The organism is Romboutsia sp. Marseille-P6047 (assembly GCF_900604535.1).
Lineage (GTDB): Bacteria > Bacillota > Clostridia > Peptostreptococcales > Peptostreptococcaceae > Romboutsia_E.
In genome coordinates this window covers 17,747-34,631 of the sequence record NZ_UWOT01000009.1, presented here as the reverse complement: position 1 = coordinate 34,631, position 16,885 = coordinate 17,747, and the positions used below count along the sequence as shown (strand labels likewise).

The 16,885-nt window shown below is 26.7% G+C and carries 17 protein-coding genes and 1 pseudogene; 3 read left to right on the top strand and 15 right to left on the bottom strand.

The features are described from left to right. The first annotated feature begins 159 nt into the window (after nt 1–159). The gene (locus tag EIH23_RS10310) at nt 160–1,788 is read left to right on the top strand and encodes a C40 family peptidase (RefSeq protein ID WP_122640212.1); all 1,629 of its coding nucleotides are present in this window, start codon (nt 160–162) and stop codon (nt 1,786–1,788) included. Between the two features lie 46 nt (nt 1,789–1,834). On the opposite strand, the gene EIH23_RS10305 is transcribed toward EIH23_RS10310, so the two are convergent. The 10 genes from EIH23_RS10305 to EIH23_RS10260 form a co-directional block, all read right to left on the bottom strand. Beyond that, the gene (locus tag EIH23_RS10305; protein WP_122640211.1) at nt 1,835–2,839 is read right to left on the bottom strand and encodes a nucleoid-associated protein; all 1,005 of its coding nucleotides are present in this window, start codon (nt 2,837–2,839) and stop codon (nt 1,835–1,837) included. A gap of 12 nt (nt 2,840–2,851) precedes the next feature. Then, nucleotides 2,852–3,754: an RluA family pseudouridine synthase gene (locus EIH23_RS10300; protein ID WP_122640210.1), complete on the bottom strand. Its 903-nt coding sequence runs from the start codon at nt 3,752–3,754 to the stop codon at nt 2,852–2,854. 135 nt (nt 3,755–3,889) lie between these two features. Further along, nucleotides 3,890–5,050, bottom strand: a complete 1,161-nt coding sequence (locus EIH23_RS10295; RefSeq protein ID WP_122640209.1) for an MFS transporter — start codon at nt 5,048–5,050, stop codon at nt 3,890–3,892. Between the two features lie 130 nt (nt 5,051–5,180). Beyond that, entirely contained in the window at nt 5,181–5,615 is a 435-nt protein-coding gene (locus EIH23_RS10290; RefSeq protein WP_122640208.1) for a helix-turn-helix domain-containing protein, read from the bottom strand. A 111-nt stretch (nt 5,616–5,726) separates the two neighbouring features. Next, on the bottom strand, nt 5,727–6,518 hold the full coding sequence (locus tag EIH23_RS10285; RefSeq protein WP_122640207.1) for a hypothetical protein: 792 nt from the start codon (nt 6,516–6,518) through the stop codon (nt 5,727–5,729). Further along, nucleotides 6,472–6,942, bottom strand: a complete 471-nt coding sequence (locus EIH23_RS17215; protein WP_442970294.1) for an ABC-2 transporter permease — start codon at nt 6,940–6,942, stop codon at nt 6,472–6,474. Before EIH23_RS17215 ends, EIH23_RS10285 begins: the two co-directional genes overlap by 47 nt. Nucleotides 6,943–6,970: 28 nt before the next feature. After that, nucleotides 6,971–7,540, bottom strand: a complete 570-nt coding sequence (locus EIH23_RS10275) for a hypothetical protein (RefSeq protein WP_122640205.1) — start codon at nt 7,538–7,540, stop codon at nt 6,971–6,973. Beyond that, nucleotides 7,524–8,168, bottom strand: a complete 645-nt coding sequence (locus EIH23_RS10270) for an ABC-2 transporter permease (RefSeq protein ID WP_122640204.1) — start codon at nt 8,166–8,168, stop codon at nt 7,524–7,526. The genes EIH23_RS10275 and EIH23_RS10270 overlap by 17 nt, the downstream gene beginning before the upstream one ends. Nucleotides 8,169–8,187: 19 nt before the next feature. Continuing rightward, nucleotides 8,188–9,042, bottom strand: coding sequence for an ABC transporter ATP-binding protein (locus EIH23_RS10265; RefSeq protein ID WP_122640203.1), 855 nt, complete (start codon nt 9,040–9,042; stop codon nt 8,188–8,190). Nucleotides 9,043–9,046: 4 nt separating this feature from the next. Continuing rightward, entirely contained in the window at nt 9,047–9,418 is a 372-nt protein-coding gene (locus tag EIH23_RS10260) for a GntR family transcriptional regulator (RefSeq protein ID WP_122640202.1), read from the bottom strand. Nucleotides 9,419–9,586: 168 nt separating this feature from the next. Here EIH23_RS10260 and EIH23_RS10255 point away from each other — a divergent pair, with 168 nt between their 5' ends. Beyond that, the gene (locus tag EIH23_RS10255; RefSeq protein ID WP_122640201.1) at nt 9,587–10,387 is read left to right on the top strand and encodes an NAD(+)/NADH kinase; all 801 of its coding nucleotides are present in this window, start codon (nt 9,587–9,589) and stop codon (nt 10,385–10,387) included. Nucleotides 10,388–10,407: 20 nt separating this feature from the next. Continuing rightward, on the top strand, nt 10,408–10,968 hold the full coding sequence (gene yfcE / locus EIH23_RS10250; RefSeq protein WP_122640200.1) for a phosphodiesterase: 561 nt from the start codon (nt 10,408–10,410) through the stop codon (nt 10,966–10,968). Between the two features lie 64 nt (nt 10,969–11,032). Here the strand turns inward: yfcE and EIH23_RS10245 are convergent, their stop codons facing one another. The 5 genes and pseudogenes from EIH23_RS10245 to EIH23_RS10225 all read right to left on the bottom strand — a co-directional run bounded on the left by EIH23_RS10245 (nt 11,033) and on the right by EIH23_RS10225 (nt 16,812). Then, complete coding sequence (locus EIH23_RS10245) at nt 11,033–11,974, bottom strand: S8 family peptidase (protein WP_122640199.1); 942 nt, start codon at nt 11,972–11,974, stop codon at nt 11,033–11,035. A gap of 282 nt (nt 11,975–12,256) precedes the next feature. After that, a pseudogene (locus tag EIH23_RS10240) lies at nt 12,257–12,865 on the bottom strand (aldo/keto reductase). Nucleotides 12,866–13,152: 287 nt separating this feature from the next. Further along, complete coding sequence (pepT, locus tag EIH23_RS10235; protein WP_122640198.1) at nt 13,153–14,376, bottom strand: peptidase T; 1,224 nt, start codon at nt 14,374–14,376, stop codon at nt 13,153–13,155. Nucleotides 14,377–14,417: 41 nt separating this feature from the next. Next, nucleotides 14,418–15,470, bottom strand: coding sequence for a sporulation integral membrane protein YtvI (ytvI, locus tag EIH23_RS10230; RefSeq protein WP_122640197.1), 1,053 nt, complete (start codon nt 15,468–15,470; stop codon nt 14,418–14,420). A gap of 85 nt (nt 15,471–15,555) precedes the next feature. Then, nucleotides 15,556–16,812: an HlyC/CorC family transporter gene (locus EIH23_RS10225; protein ID WP_279265883.1), complete on the bottom strand. Its 1,257-nt coding sequence runs from the start codon at nt 16,810–16,812 to the stop codon at nt 15,556–15,558. Between the last annotated feature and the right edge of the window lie 73 nt (nt 16,813–16,885).

Here is a 16,885-nt window from a genome sequence, read left to right as displayed (position 1 = left end):
TACTGTATCTAAGTGCTTGTATTTCAACACGATAATTTCAATATTTTTCCATGTTGTTTTTTCATTATATTTACATAAATGTTTAATTAATGTTATATTTATATTGTAAATTACATTTTTAACCATTTATTTAGGTAATTTTATATGGGAGGATATTAAATGATAAAAAAGAATTTAATAATGTCTATGGCAGTTACGTCTGCAGTTTTAGCTATAAATTCAACTGAGGCTAATGCTTCTGACATGGGCATTATAAATACATCTGTTTTAAATGTTAGAAGTGGCGCTGGTACTAACTACTCTATAATAGGAAAATTATATAAGGGAAATAGTGTTGAAATTATAAGTAGTTCTAATGGGTGGTATAAAGTTAAGCTTTCTAATGGTTCTACTGGTTGGGTTAGTTCTCAATACGTTGATAAAAATAATAATTCTGTTGCGGGTAAAATAGGTACTGTTAATACTTCTTCTTTAAATGTTAGAAGTGGTGCTGGTACTAACTATTCTATTATTGGTAGTTTATCTAAAGGTAGTACAGTTGAAATTATAAGTAGTTCTAATGGGTGGTATAAAGTTAAGCTTTCTAATGGTTCTAATGGTTGGGTTAGCTCTCAATACATTGATCTTAATTCGTCATCTTCAAATAATTCAACTAACACTCCATCAGAAGATACTTCTGTTGCGGGTAAAATAGGTACTGTTAATACTTCTTCTTTAAATGTTAGAAGTGATGCTGGTACTAACTATTCTATTATTGGTAGTTTATCTAAAGGTAGTACAGTTGAAATTATAAGTAGTTCTAATGGGTGGTATAAAGTTAAGCTTTCTAATGGTTCTAATGGTTGGGTTAGCTCTCAATACATTGATCTTAATTCGTCATCTTCAAATAATTCAACTAACACTCCATCAGAAGATACTTCTGTTGCGGGTAAAATAGGTACTGTTAATACTTCTTCTTTAAATGTTAGAAGTGGTGCTGGTACTAACTATTCTATTATTGGTAGTTTATCTAAAGGTAGTACAGTTGAAATTATAAGTAGTTCTAATGGGTGGTATAAAGTTAAGCTTTCTAATGGTTCTAATGGTTGGGTTAGCTCTCAATACATTGATCTTAATTCGTCATCTTCAAATAATTCAACTAACACTCCATCAGAAGATACTTCTGTTGCGGGTAAAATAGGTACTGTTAATACTTCTTCTTTAAATGTTAGAAGTGGTGCTGGTACTAACTATTCTATTATTGGTAGTTTATCTAAAGGTAGTACAGTTGAAATTATAAGTAGTTCTAATGGGTGGTATAAAGTTAAGCTTTCTAATGGTTCTAATGGTTGGGTTAGCTCTCAATACATTGATCTTAATTCGTCATCTTCAAATAATTCAACTAACACTCCATCAGAAGATACTTCTACATCAAATAAAATTGATGCAGTTATTAATTTAGCTAAACAACAAATAGGTAAACCTTATGTTTGGGGAGCTACTGGACCTAACTCATTTGATTGTTCTGGATTAACTAGCTATGTTTACAAAAATGCAGCAAATATATCTTTACCAAGAACATCTAGTGATCAATCTAAAGTTGGAACTACTATTAGCAAATCAAATTTACAACCTGGAGATTTAATATTTTCAAGTACTAATGGTACAGGTAATGTTAGCCATGTTGGAATTTATATAGGAAATAACGAAATGATACATGCTCCTAAACCAGGAGAAAATGTTCAAATAACTAAAATAAATAATACATATTGGAATAATGTTTACTTACATGCAAAAAGGGTCTTATAAAAAAATAATGGCATACATCAATATTTTGATATATGCCATTATTTTTTTATTTTTCTTCATAGAAGTTTACATTTTTTATTACTATATCTATAGTACCATTCTCATTTTGTCTTACACTATATTTCATAGGATCTTCAAAATCAGATAAATTTCCTTTTATATCAAATCCATTATCGGTTCTTATACTTCTCTTTTTAAGCTTCTTCTCTACCCATTTCTTATCTATATTAAAGCTTTCTTCTAAGCCTTTTTCATCCATGTGCTCTTTAAAACTTTCTTTTAATTCTTCATCTTTTATATTATTCTCAATAAAATCTTTAACATTAACTTCTTGATTTTCTTTTAAAGTATAATTAAGTACGCTTCTTACATCTTCAGCTTTCTTTATATCATTGCTTAACGCATTTGTTATCCAATTTTCAGCTGTATTTTTAAATACTTTAGTTTTATACTTATCATCATCTATCTTCGAAGCACCTAAGAATTCAGATACAAACTTAGACTCACTACCTTCTTTTTCTGCATCCTTATCTAATACTCTTAATTGATATTCATCATTTATACCACTAGTTCCAACTATTGCAGCCTGCTTTTGTCTACCAGTTTCCGGTATTCCAATTTCATTACTTACCATTTGAATATTAAATTTATCATCTAGTAATTCTATTGAGTGAGTATAAAGTCTCTTATAATCTAATTTAACTATACCTACATATTTTTCATCTTTTACAGTATATAAACATATTGCTAAATCACAAGAATCTATCTCTGCATTAATTTTCATAACATCAAAAAGGTATGCTGCTATTTCTTTTGAATTTTGTAAAAATGTATTTTCATCATATATAATTTGCTCACAACAGTTTTTTATTAAATTATCATTATAGTTTTTGAATACAGCTTTTCTTAAATCATCATCTTTAGCAACTCTATTCATAACTTTTTGGAAAAATTTATCTACTTCTGGACTAACTCTTCCCTCATAGTCATTTAATATTGGAGCTTCATTATCTTTATCTAATACGTGTATTATAAACTTATGTATTATCATACTCTCTCACCTCTATTTTAATTTTTCTATTAATTTTTTCATATCATCTGGAATATCTGCTTTAAAGTTTAATATTTCCTTAGTTCTTGGTTGCATAAATTTTAAGCTATATGCATGTAGTGCTTGTCTATTTATTAAAGCTTCATCTACATATCCATATAACTCATCCCCTATTATTCCATGACCAATAAAATTCATATGAACTCTTATTTGATGGGTTCTACCAGTTTCTAATTTTACCTCTAAAACAGTAGCATCATTCAATCTTTCTAGTACTTTATAATGAGTTACAGAATCTTGTCCTCTTTCATCCACAACTCTTTTTATACTATCTTCAGTAGGTCTATATATAGGTTGGTTTATTGTTCCTTCATCAGATTCGACAATTCCCTTAACCACTGTTATGTACGTTTTTTCAACCTTATCATCACTCATATCTTTGGATAAAACATGATGTGCATATGCATTTTTAGCAACTATAACAAGTCCTGATGTATTCATATCCAATCTATTTACAAATCTTACCTTTGCCTTTTCTTTCTTTTTTATTATATAGTCAGTTACTCCGTTTGCAATAGTTTTATCAAAATGGCTTTTTGTGGGATGAACTACCATAAATGGTGGTTTATTTACCATTATTATATCAAAATCATCATATATGATGCTTAAATTTAAATCTTGTGGTTCAAAATTAGCCATATCCTCATCTATTTGAACTTCTATTAAATCACCTTTTAATACTTTTTCACTAGGCTTTTTAAATGTCCCATTTACTAAAACAGTTTTTTCTCTTTTCATCTTTGATAAAGACCTCACTGAAAAGTTTAGTTTATCTAATAATATTTCCTTTAAAGTTAAATCTTCATCACTAGTGTATGATATAAGATTATATTTTTGTGCTTCTTTTCTAAACAAATTTACACCTACTCTCAAGTTTTATAACATTATATATTTTACACTATTTTATGATATTAGATAATATGTTTTAAAATTTATTTACATAATAAATAAAGTATACTTAAAAATTTCTAAGTATACTTTATTTTAATATTAATCCTCTATGTTAAATTTGACTCTTAAACATATCATAAATGCAATTAGACAAGATAATCCACCCATTACAAATGGTAATTTATTACCATAATCAAATATAAACCCCGATATCAATGAACCTGTAACCATACCTAAAGCTTTAAATGAACCTTGAATTCCCATAACCTCTCCATGGTTATCCTTAGCCATCTTAGAAACCATGCTTTGCTGTATAGGTGTAACAAGTGCACTTGATGCTATAAATATAGATAAAAATACTAATACTATATACCCATTCATCAAGGTAAATAAAATTATAGATACTCCAGCTACAAATAAAGATGTTATAAGAATTTTTACATCTTTAAAATATTTACTTAAAAGTGGATTTATAAATATATTCATAATTAGTGCAATTATACCTGCGATTGCCATAACAATTCCATTAACTGTTGTCGGAACACTTGCAACATCTTCTAAAAAATAATTTATACTAGAACTATAAGATGTTGTTGTTATGGTGATTAAAGCCATAACTACCATCATAACTCCTATTGGTGATTTTAAGTCTATTAAGTTTTTATTTAATTTTAGATGACCTAGGTAAACCTTATAATTATAATTTTTTTCACATATAGTCTCTTTAATCCATAACCATATCAATAGTGATAATATTATAGATAGTAAAAATTGCACAAAAAATGCATTTTTATATCCATAAATGCCTATAAACCCTCCAACTAAAGCACCTAAAGAACCTCCTATAGAGCTTGCTGCTGCATTATATGAAAGATACTTTATTCTATCTTCTTTACTAGATACATCTGTTATATATGCTGTAGAAACTGTTATGTACCCTACTGATAATCCTCCTGCTAAAATTCTAAATACGAGTATTATCCATTCATTTGTAGAAAAACCAAATCCTAATTGGCTTATACCATATCCAATTAGTCCCATTATAAGTATTTTCTTTCTTCCTTTATTATCTGATATAGATCCCCAAATAGGTGCCATAACAAACTGAGCTATAGCCATAGTTGAATAAAATATGCCAAAGGTGTATGTTGGAAGACCTAATACATTTATAAGTGTAGGTGTAACCGGATGAGCAATATTAAATATACCCATAGCTAAAAAATTAAAAGTTAATATTTTTATAATTCCTTTGTTGTCCATGTCTTCTCCTTTACTTTTAATTAATTTATTTTTAATATACCCTAAAGGCTTATTATATACATTCCTTAAATATAAAAATAGTGTAGTCTATTAAAATTAAATATAATTTCATAAACTACACTATTTCTCTCTAGTTTTTAATTCCACTATTAAAGTTTTTTCTTAGCGCCTCTATTATAAATCCTATTCCTAATCCTACAAAACCTAACATTGACCACATATAGTTACCCGTTATAGTCCCTAATATTGTTCCTATTATACTACCTCCAATAACTAAATCAACAGATAAATCATCTTGTTCTATATCATCTTTATTGTGTTTTTTTAATTGTTCTGATTTAACATCATGTATTTTATCTTCACTTAGACTATCGCCTATTATTAATTCATCTAATGTTGTTTTAAATATATTTCTAAGTAATATAAGATTTTCTATATCCGGATATGTCTTACCTGACTCCCATTTAGATATAGCCTGGCGAGATATATTTAGTTTCTCAGCTAGTTGTTCTTGAGATAAATTATTTTCTTTTCTAAGTTTTTTTAAATTTTCTCCTAAATTCAATATACTCACCTCTTTTCAATAAAAATTATATATCGTATAAAGGTTTTTATCTATAATTTAATAGTTGCTTTTTTGTAAACCCATAGTTGCATATGTTGCTATTGCCTCATTTTACTCTGTATAAGAATTTATATACTCAATATTATAACTTCCTCCAGTAGAACTAATAGTCATAAGTATATTTATTATTGGTATATTTACAATAAATTTAGCCTTATAATCTATATTAACATTGTTAAAATCAAAAGAACTCTCCTCGAATTTAAGTCCTTTAGGTTTTAAGAAACTTATATATTCATCTTTAAAAGGGTCAATTCCATCTTTCATTAAGTTGTTACTTTTTAAGTCTTGTTCATAGTAATCTAAACTAATAATTGGAGCAAAGGAAAGACTTCCATCTTCATATTCTATATCTTTTCCAAAGTTTAAAGTAATGTCATCTAGTATACATATATACCTGCTGTTGTTTGAAATTTTTATTTTAATAAGAGTTCCTTCTGCTGTGTCTTTATATCCATCAAGCTCCATTTCAATGTCTACAAAATTTTCAATATCATAATCATCAATGTGCACTATATTCTCATATATATTATTATTTATAAATATATAACCTTCAAATATAACAACTAATATTAAAGCTGTAATAAAGAACTTTTTAAAATCTATAATTCTTTTTCCTTTAACAATTCTTATTGATATATACATTGATAACACGAAAAGCAAGCTAGCTATAAATGCTAAGGTATATAAATTTATATATTTTATATTAAGTTCATATGTAATATATTCAAATATACTTTTAAATGGTCCTGAAAATTCATAATATACAATACTTCCATTAATATCATTATGAATTTTATCTGAAATTAAAGTTAACAATATAAATAATATAAATCCTAGCATTAAAGAAATAATCCATATATAATTTTTTAGTTTTTATACTCAAATTTAAAATTATAGGAAGTATTATTGATATAATAAATAGATAAATAATGTTGGAGATTAAAATATCATTTAATACAGGTCCCCTATAAAATATTCCTCCCAATACCCATGTTATTACAGAATTTAATATACTCGTCACAATAATCAAAATAAAACTAAGCAAATATTTAGAGTAAACTATATTTTCTTTACTAACTCCCATACTTAAAATAAAATTACCCGCTTCATTTTCATTGTCATTTTTAAAAGAATTTATTAATATCAAATAACTTATAATTATATTTACCGAAAAATATGATAAGGGGTTTAAAATAGTATACATAAATATTAGTATAAACAAATATTCTAAATATGCTTTTTTATTTGATATGATAGTAGTCATTATATCTTTTTTTATTAAATTAAACATCTTATTCCCCCTTTAGATTTTTGTAAAAATCTTTATCCAATCTTTGAATGGAATCATATTGTTCTTCTAAACCAACTGTTGTATATGCATCATCAAGTAATGGAAGCTCTTTTATAAAACTACCTTTATATTCAAATGCTGTAGATTCTAAATCAATAAATCTTTCATCAATACTCATACCTTTAGGAAATAAGAATTCTATATAACTTTCACCTTTTGGTTCTATACCTTTCCATCTAATATCATCATTTATTCCATATTCAATTCTGTTTATTCTAAAAGCTTCTCTAGAATTTATAGCATTTCCATTTTCTGATCTATTGCATGACCAAATTACAAGACTTGCATCCTCTAGCCTATATGTATAATTACTACTATTTTTTACTTTTAATCTTAAAACTGTTCCATTGTCTGTTTTTTTATACTTATCTAATTGCAAATATGTATACATAGGATTAGTTATTTTATAATCTTCAATACCAACCCTTTTATTAAATATTAACTTATTAATTCCTATAAAAAGTAAAATTGATACTATTATACATATACTTACTTTAGTAAACTTCTTCATAACTTTTACCTCCTTTATTATTTTTAACAATAATTAAAGATAAAGTCATTGATACTATAAAAATACCTATCGATATAAAACTTAAATTATATAAATCGAAAAAATTATTTACATTATTTGATGCCGTATCTACAATCAAATTTAAAAATTTACCGACTTTTAACAATATTATTAAAAATAAAAAGATACATATTACATTAACTATCCTTTTATTTTTAAATTTAAAATGTAGCGGCAATATAAGTGATACAGTAAGTAAATATAAAATTAAGCATATAAGTACATCATTGAAAACTGGTCCTCTATATATCTTACCTAAAAGTATTTCAAATAGAGTATTATTTATAACTGTACTTATAAAAATAAATATCAAGCTTAATATATATCTTGAATAAACTATATTCTCCTTATTTATAGGCATGCTCATAATAAATCTACTAGAATCATTTTCTTGATCATAGGAAAATGTACTTATTAAAGTTACATAGCTTAAAAAAATACTAGATAAATAATATGAAATCGGATTTAATATTGTATATATTAAAAGTACGGTTAATACATATCTAATTAAAAATAACTTATCTGATTTTATTAAAACTAAAATATCTTTTCTTATTAAATCAAACATTTTATCTCCTCTTTCTAAGTTACACTTTTTTAGTATAGTAATACATAAAATCTTCTATGTTTGGGACTTTTATATTATCTACATCTACATATTTAAGTATTTCTTTATAATCTTCATCATTATCTACTCTTACTAAAGCTTCACTATAGTATTTTTGATGATTTATATTTACAACTTTTTCTATTTTACATAAATCTTCTCTACTTGCTCTTAACACTCTATATTCATCTTGTAAACATTCCTTATCTTTACTAAGCACAATTTCTCCATTATCTATAAAAGTAATATAGTCTGCTACTTTATCTAATTCTTCAGTATTATGAGTACAAATAAGAACACTAGTATCTTCTGCCTCTATAAATTCTTGAATATATGTAAGTACTTCTTTTCTAACAACTGGATCTAGACCAGAAGTTGGTTCATCTAAAATTAATAATTTTGCATTATGACTTAATGCATTAGCTAACATTAATTTTGCACTTTGCCCTTTTGATAAATTTTTTATCTTTACTTTAGGATTAATATTAAATTTTTTTAAATAATTATCAAACTTAACCTGATTAAATTCTTTATATAAATATTTCGATATATTTCTAAAATCTTTTACACTAAGCTCTGGGTAAAAATTTAACCTATCATATACAAAACCAACTTTATTTTTTATATCTTCTGGATATTCATCCATTCTCTTATCAAATATACTTACTTCTCCACTATCATATTCTATAAGCCCCATTATAATTTTAATTAAAGTTGTTTTCCCTGATCCATTAGGACCAACCAAGCCCATTATATATCCCTTAGGTAATTCTAAGTTTATATTACTTAATTTAAATCCACCTAAATTTTTATTTAAATTTTTAATTTTAATCATAAATTCACCCCTCATATATGCAATTAAATATTTCTATTATATCTTCTCTTGAAACATCTATAATCTTTGAAATTTCAATAATTTCTTCTATTTTAAGTTCTATTTCTTTCATTTTTTCTTCATATATAATATCTTTACTAAAACATGCTACAAAAGTTCCTTTACCAGGAACTATATCTATAAACCCTTGCTTTTGTAATTCTTCATAAGCTCTTTTTGTTGTAATTACACTTATATTTAAATCTTTTGCTAAAGCCCTTATAGATGGAAGTAAATATCCTGATTTTAATTCATTAGATATTATAGCTTCTTTTATTTGATTTACAATTTGTCCATAAATTGTAGTATCTGATGAATTACTAATTATAATTTTCATAACCTATCCTTTCTCAATAACTTCTTAAAGAGCACCTACTGTATATATACAATATATACTGTATATACGTAAGTGTCAATAATTTACTTTACAATTTATGTTAATTTATTATCTTTCCTATTAAATCTACAAGTTATGTTATAATACAAAGTATAAAGAGGTGGAAAGATGAAAAGAATTATAACTATAAACTCAAATCAAGTACATAAATCTATTGAGACTAGAGATTTATTAAAAGAAAAACTTATTAAGGCTGGATTTAATGTATACTATGATTTTCATCCTGACACAGAACTTATTATATCAATAGGCGGTGATGGTTCTTTCTTAAAAACAGTTCACGACTTTGATTTTCCTGAAGTTCCTATTGTCGGAATAAATACTGGTCATCTTGGCTTCTTCCCTGAAATATCGCCAGAAAATATAGATAAATTCATCAAGGATTATCTACATATGGATTATATTATTGAGGAAGTACCCGTTATTCAGGCTAGTGTATGTACTAATAAAAGTTGCTGTGATGTTTTCGCTATTAACGAAGTAGTTGTAAAAGGTGATAAATCAAGAACTATACATCTTAATCTAAAAGTTAATGATAGACATATACAAAATTTTAGTGGTGATGGAATGATAGTATCTACACCTACAGGTTCTACTGCTTATAACTATGCAGCTGGTGGAAGCATAGTTGATACTAGCATAGAGTTAATGCAATTAACTCCACTTTATCCAATCAACACTAATGCATATAGATGTTTTACATCAAGTATTATATTTTCAATTGACTCTATAATAAAAATTGCACCTGAATATAGATTTGAAGATTCTATATTAATTGTAGTTGATGGAGTAGAACATAGATTTAATCAAATTTCAGATATACAAGTTTTTGCATCTGATATAAAAATCAGATTACTTAGAATGTCTAATTATGAATTTTGGAGTAGAGTATCTGAAAAATTCTTATAATATACATAGGAGGGTTTATAATGAAAATTGGTATAATGAGTGATACTCATGGAAGTTTATATTATTTTGAAAAAGCTGTAAAAGCATTATCTGATTGTGATATTCTTTTACATGGTGGTGATATACTTTATCATGGACCTAGAAATGATTTACCTAAAGACTACAATCCTAAGGGAGTTATTGAAAAATTAAATAATTTAGATAACATCCTTCTAACTAAGGGTAACTGTGAAGCTGATGTAGATCAAATGGTTATTAATCATCCTATCCAAAGTCCTTATGTGATGAGTCAATTTGGAGAAATAAGAATTCTATTAACTCATGGTTATTTAGATTCTAAAGAAGAAACTATAAAAAAAGCTAAAAACATGGGGGCTGATATACTAATTCTAGGACATACTCATGTTAAAGAGTTATTCTTTGATGAATCTTTAATGGTGTTAAACCCTGGAAGCACATCTATCCCTAAAGACGGAACTCATTCAGTTGCTACAATTGAAATAATTAACTCTAATGAAGATGAATTAGAGTTAGATTTCAATTTTATAGATTTAAACACAGGAAATATTATAGAGCTATAAATTTATATTTATATGAAAAATGGCAATAGTGTAGCTACACCATTGCCACTTATTTTATTTAAGCCTATATTTTTCTAGTAACTATATATGGATTTAAATACACATATCCATTTCCTTGCATACTTCTCGGGTAATTGATACTTACTGTCATCTTTATTAGTTGAGCATATAGCTCTGGTTCACTAAGTTTTCTTCCAAATTCATTTGTTGACCATTCAATTATTAATGCCAAACTTCCAGAAACATATGGTGCAGCCATGCTAGTTCCACTTAGAGTTGCATATGATTGGTTTTTGTATGTTGATAATATACTTACACCTGGTGCTATTACATCTAATTCCTTGTTAGAATCACTGAAATATGCAGGGACTTTATTCATATCTATAGCTCCTACTTCTATTACTTCTTCATATGCACCAGGATAATCCAATTCATCGGTTAGTGCAGAATTATCACCACTATTACCTGCTGCACACACTACCAATATATTATTATTAATCGCATTAATAATTGCTTGATGTAATTGAGGTACATCATTGGGTCCACCTAATGACATAGATATGATATCTACTTTTTTAGATACTGCATAATCTATAGCATCTATTATCCATGAGTACTGACCTACACCGCCTTTTGCTAAAGCCTTTAAAATCATTAACTTCGCACTTGGTGCTACACCAACTACTCCATTTTTTGAGTTATTAGCTGCTATTATCCCTGAAACATGAGTTCCATGACCATCATAATCGGTATATATATCTGGATTTCCACCATCATCAGTAGTAAAATTTCTTCCTTCAACTATTCTATCTTTTAAATCTGGATGATCTTTATCACATCCAGTATCTATTACCGCTATGATTACATTTTTTCCTGTATATCCTTTACTCCACATATTAGTAGCATTAACTAAATTTATACCATATGATATAGAGTACCCTAAACTTTTAACTTCATTTTCTTTATTAAAGTTAATAAGATTTATAAGTTTACCTATTTCTGTCATACAATCATTCCTTTTTAACCTTTATATATTAGTAAGCACTAATATACTATATAAATATGACAAAATATTACATATTGATACATTTCTATATTCAATAAGCAACCTATTATTAACATTTAATAATAGTATGTGTAAGCTATGATACCAATTATATCTCTTTAAAATATTCTATACTATATCTAGATAAACTTTCCTATTATGAGCTGGAAATTCTTTATCCATAATATCTAACTCTTCTTTAGTTAATATAATATTTTTAACTTTAGAATTTTTAAGTGCATGCTACGGATTACTAGTTCTTGGAATTGCAATTATTTGATTCTTTTGTAATACAAAACAAAGAAGTAATTCAATAATGCTTAATCCATGACTATTTGCAATCTCTTTAAGCATAGGATTACTATTTATGTTCTTTCTAAGCCTTCCTGCTTGAGCCATTGGACAATATGCCATTATTGGTATATTTCGTTCCATCATCCAAGGGTATAAACTATACTATATACCTCTAGACCCTAAATGATATAATACTTGATTTATCGCACAATTATTTCCATTTAGTATGTTCATAAGTTCTATCATATCATCTAAATCAAAATTTGATACTCCCCAACGTTTTATCTTTCCTTTCGATACTAACTCTTCCATACACTCCACAGTTTCACTTAAAGGTACATTTCCTCTCCAATGTAGTAAATATAAATCTAAATAATCTACATTCATTCTTTTTAAAGTTTCTTCACAACTTTTAAAAATTCTATTTTTTCCTGAATTATGAGGATATACTTTAGATACTAAAAATAATTTTTCTCTATCATATCCTTTTATTGCTTTACCAACCAATTCTTCTGCTAATCCTTCTCCATACATCTCTGCAGTATCTATTAAAGTCATTCCATTTTCAATGCCTATTCTTATACTCTCTATTTCATCTTTTTCTTTTATTTTCTCCTAAGTACCAAGTACCTTGTCCTAACTTTGGAATTAATAATCCATCTGATAAGTTAACAAACTGATTCATATGTACCTCCCTTTTATTCTCTATTCCTAAATACAATTATAAATCAATGTGTATGTATATTAATTGTGCATTTATACAATAATTTTCATTATATTTTGTTTATTATATAAATTTACATAAAAAAGCAAGTATAAATATTACTATTTATACTTGCTTTTTTTTATCTCTTTGTATAGCTTTCAGCTATTTTTGTAATTAACCTTGTACATTTTTCCATTGCATCTATAGATACACATTCATTTTTACTGTGAAAATTTATACCTCCTGTAAATATGTTTGGACAAGGAAGTCCTTCATAAGATAATCTTGCTCCATCAGTACCTCCTCTTATAGGTACTATATTAGGTATTATTCCTAGATCTTCCATTGACTGTTTAACTATATCTACTATAAAAATTACTGGCTCAACTTTTTCCTTCATATTATAGTATTGATCTTTTAAATCTAAATTTATTCTATTATCATACTTAATATTTAATTTTTCAATAACATCAATCATATATTGTTTTCTAGCTTCAAATTTTACTTTATCATGATCCCTTATTATATATATCATAGTAGCTTCTTCAACACTACCATTTATATCGTTTAAATGATAAAAGCCTTCATAGTGTTCTGTAGTCTCAGGTCTTTCTTCTTTTGGAAAAGAATCTGCTATTTCACAAGCTATATGAAGAGCATTTATCATTTTATCTTTAGCTGATCCTGGATGAACGTTTCTTCCTTGTATCTTTATTGTAGCTCCTGCTGCGTTGAAGTTCTCATATTCAAGTTCTCCTTCAGCACCTCCATCTATTGTATAGGCATACTTTGCTCCAAATTTTTCTACATTAAATAAGTCTGCACCTCTACCAACTTCTTCATCTGGTGTAAATCCTATTTTTATATCCCCATGCTTAATTTCTGGATGATTGACTAAGTATTCTACAGCACTCATAATAGCTGTTACTCCAGCTTTATCATCAGCTCCTAGTAATGTTGTACCATCTGTCACTATAATATCTTGACCTTTTAAACTTTCAAGTTCTGGATAATCTTTTATATATGTAACAATATTAAGTTCTTCATTTAAAACAATATCTTTACCATCATAATTTTTTATCACCCTTGGATTAACATTTTTACCTGTAATATCTGGTGCTGTATCTAAATGAGATATAAATCCTATTGTATCAACATCATCTACATTCCCTTTTAATGTTGCCATTACATAACTATTTTCATCTAAATTAGCATCTTCTAATCCTAAATTTTTTAATTCTTCAACTAAACTTTGTGCAAATACTCTTTGACCCTCTGATGAAGGACAAGCTGAATTTTTAGGATTAGCTGTAGTATCAAACTTTACATACTTTAAAAATCTTTCTGTTATTTTTTCTCTCATATAAACGCCTTCTTTCTTATGTTATTTTATACTTTACTTTATTATAAAATTTCAACCTTCTTTAAAATATCATGCATAGCTACTAACCCTAAACAAAATATTATTCCAATTACTCCTTTTACTTGCACTCCTATAAATATAGCAATTACTGTAGATAATGGATTTAATCCTATGTGAGTAGAAACTAACTTAGGCTCAAGAATTTGTCTTACTATAGATAACGCTAAAAATACGATGCTTATGGATATTGCTACAAAATAATTTTCTATCACTAAGTTGTATATTATAACTGGTACAAAAATAACTACAATACCTAAAAAGGGAATTAAATCAAGTAATCCACCTATTACACCTAATATAAATCCATATTTTACTCCAAAGAAGCTAAAGCTTCCCCATATAACTAAAAAAGTTATTCCTATAAGTATTACATATGCCCTTATATAACCTAATATGGATAATCTAATTTCTTTTTTTATATTTTTTACTTTAACTTTTGCATTATCTGTAAACATGCTATAAAAGCCATCTTCTATTTTATCTATATCTTTTGCAATAAAGTAGGTAGATATAAATAAAGTTATAATTAATATAACTATGTATGGTATTGACCCAGCAAAATTTATTATGTTACTTAAACAACTTTTTATTACCCCAACTAACTCAGAACTGTACTTACTCATCATATCCTCAATATTGATGTTTGATATTTCTTTAAAATTCTCTAGATAATCACTTGCCTTATTCATTAACATAATTATCATATTATTAATATCATTATAGTTTGTATCTATATGATTTAAAAAAATTATTAATTGTTTAGTCCCTGAAATGGCCATTGCTGTAGTAATTCCAATGGCTATAGCTACACCGAAAAAACTTAATATAAGAGTAGATATCCCTTTATTTATATTTAATCTCTCTTTAAGCTTTTGGGATATTGGATTAATTATAAGCGCTATTATTAATCCAATAAAAAATGGAGCTATGTAAGGAAATGTTTTGTATATAAATATAAAACATAAACTATATATAATAAAAAAAATTGAATTATTCTTTAACTTTATTAAAAAATCTCTATTTAAAACATTCATTTAATAACCCCCTTTTACTTAATTATACACTTAAAATTATCATCATATACAAATAAAACACTGCTTAATTGCAGTGTTTTATTATTTATGTGAATATTCTTATTTTCATTATTCTGTTTTTATCAAGGCTTTCTATACATAGTTTTATATTATCTACTTCAACAACTTCACTCTCATCTGGAATACGACCTAAATGACCTATTATAAAACCACCAATAGAATCAAATTCTTCTGACTCTAACTTAGTTCCTATCATTTCATTTACATCTGTTATTTTAGTACTTCCTTCAACTATATATTCATCCTCTTTTATTACTTGTATCTCATCATCTTCTTCATCATACTCATCATCTATATCACCGACTATTACTTCAACTAAATCTTCTACTGTTATTAAACCTGCTGTTGCGCCATATTCATCTACTACTATAGCCATTTGAGTTTTTTCTTTCTTCATTTCTTCTAAAAGTTGAGTTATTTTCTTAAATTCATATGTGAAAAATGCTTCTCTTACATAATCTTTTATATTAAATTTTTCGATTTCATTGTCTTCTAAGAAAACAACATCCTTTATATTAAGAATTCCTATTATATTATCTATAGACTCTTCATATACAGGCAATCTACTTAATTTTTCATTCTTAAATAAATCCATGATTTCATCGTAGGTATCCTCTGCATTTATAGCTATAATATCTAATCTTTGAACCATAGCTTCTTTAGCTTGCATGTCACCAAATTGGAATACATTATTTATAATTTCTCTTTCTTCCATTTGAAGTACTCCTTCTTCGTGACTTACATTTACCATAGTTTTTAATTCTTCTTCTGTTATGTATGGCTGAATACCCTTATCTTGGACACCAAGAACTTTAAATATTACCTTTGTTATAAGATTAAATATCCATACTATAGGCTTTAAAATTACTATTGTAGTTTTTATTGGTTTTGAAACTACAAGTGCAACTTTCTCTGTATTGTTAGCTGCTATAGTTTTTGGAGTAATTTCTCCAAATATTAGTACTAATATAGTCATAACTGCAGTTGCTATAGGTACACCACCATCTCCATATAAAGACATAAATAATGATGTTGATATAGATGTTGCTGCTATATTTACAACATTATTTCCTACTAGTATAGATGTTAAAAGATTATTAGGATTATCTATTAGGGAACCTACTAATTTAGCACCCTTAACCCCTTCCTCTTTCATATACCTAATTCTTATTTTACTTAAAGACATTAAAGCAGTTTCTGATGCTGAGAAAAATCCTGAACTTACTAATAATATCCCTAATAATACTATTTGAATCAAATTACTACTACTGGTCGAATCCAACCTTAACCACACTCCTAATTTCTGTTTTTTATATTTAGTATAATGTTAGTATTAATTATAACACAAATATATA

What these genes read in the sequence shown, in the direction of transcription:
- EIH23_RS10310 (WP_122640212.1), top strand. Translation starts at nt 160, where the DNA reads ATGATAAAAAAGAATTTAATAATGTCTATGGCAGTTACGTCTGCAGTT.
- EIH23_RS10305 (WP_122640211.1), bottom strand. Translation starts at nt 2,839, where the DNA reads ATGATAATACATAAGTTTATAATACACGTATTAGATAAAGATAATGAA.
- EIH23_RS10295 (WP_122640209.1), bottom strand. Translation starts at nt 5,050, where the DNA reads ATGGACAACAAAGGAATTATAAAAATATTAACTTTTAATTTTTTAGCT.
- EIH23_RS10285 (WP_122640207.1), bottom strand. Translation starts at nt 6,518, where the DNA reads ATGCTAGGATTTATATTATTTATATTGTTAACTTTAATTTCAGATAAA.
- EIH23_RS17215 (WP_442970294.1), bottom strand. Translation starts at nt 6,942, where the DNA reads ATGACTACTATCATATCAAATAAAAAAGCATATTTAGAATATTTGTTT.
- EIH23_RS10275 (WP_122640205.1), bottom strand. Translation starts at nt 7,540, where the DNA reads ATGAAGAAGTTTACTAAAGTAAGTATATGTATAATAGTATCAATTTTA.
- EIH23_RS10270 (WP_122640204.1), bottom strand. Translation starts at nt 8,168, where the DNA reads ATGTTTGATTTAATAAGAAAAGATATTTTAGTTTTAATAAAATCAGAT.
- EIH23_RS10265 (WP_122640203.1), bottom strand. Translation starts at nt 9,042, where the DNA reads ATGATTAAAATTAAAAATTTAAATAAAAATTTAGGTGGATTTAAATTA.
- EIH23_RS10260 (WP_122640202.1), bottom strand. Translation starts at nt 9,418, where the DNA reads ATGAAAATTATAATTAGTAATTCATCAGATACTACAATTTATGGACAA.
- EIH23_RS10255 (WP_122640201.1), top strand. Translation starts at nt 9,587, where the DNA reads ATGAAAAGAATTATAACTATAAACTCAAATCAAGTACATAAATCTATT.
- yfcE (WP_122640200.1), top strand. Translation starts at nt 10,408, where the DNA reads ATGAAAATTGGTATAATGAGTGATACTCATGGAAGTTTATATTATTTT.
- EIH23_RS10245 (WP_122640199.1), bottom strand. Translation starts at nt 11,974, where the DNA reads ATGACAGAAATAGGTAAACTTATAAATCTTATTAACTTTAATAAAGAA.
- pepT (WP_122640198.1), bottom strand. Translation starts at nt 14,376, where the DNA reads ATGAGAGAAAAAATAACAGAAAGATTTTTAAAGTATGTAAAGTTTGAT.
- ytvI (WP_122640197.1), bottom strand. Translation starts at nt 15,470, where the DNA reads ATGAATGTTTTAAATAGAGATTTTTTAATAAAGTTAAAGAATAATTCA.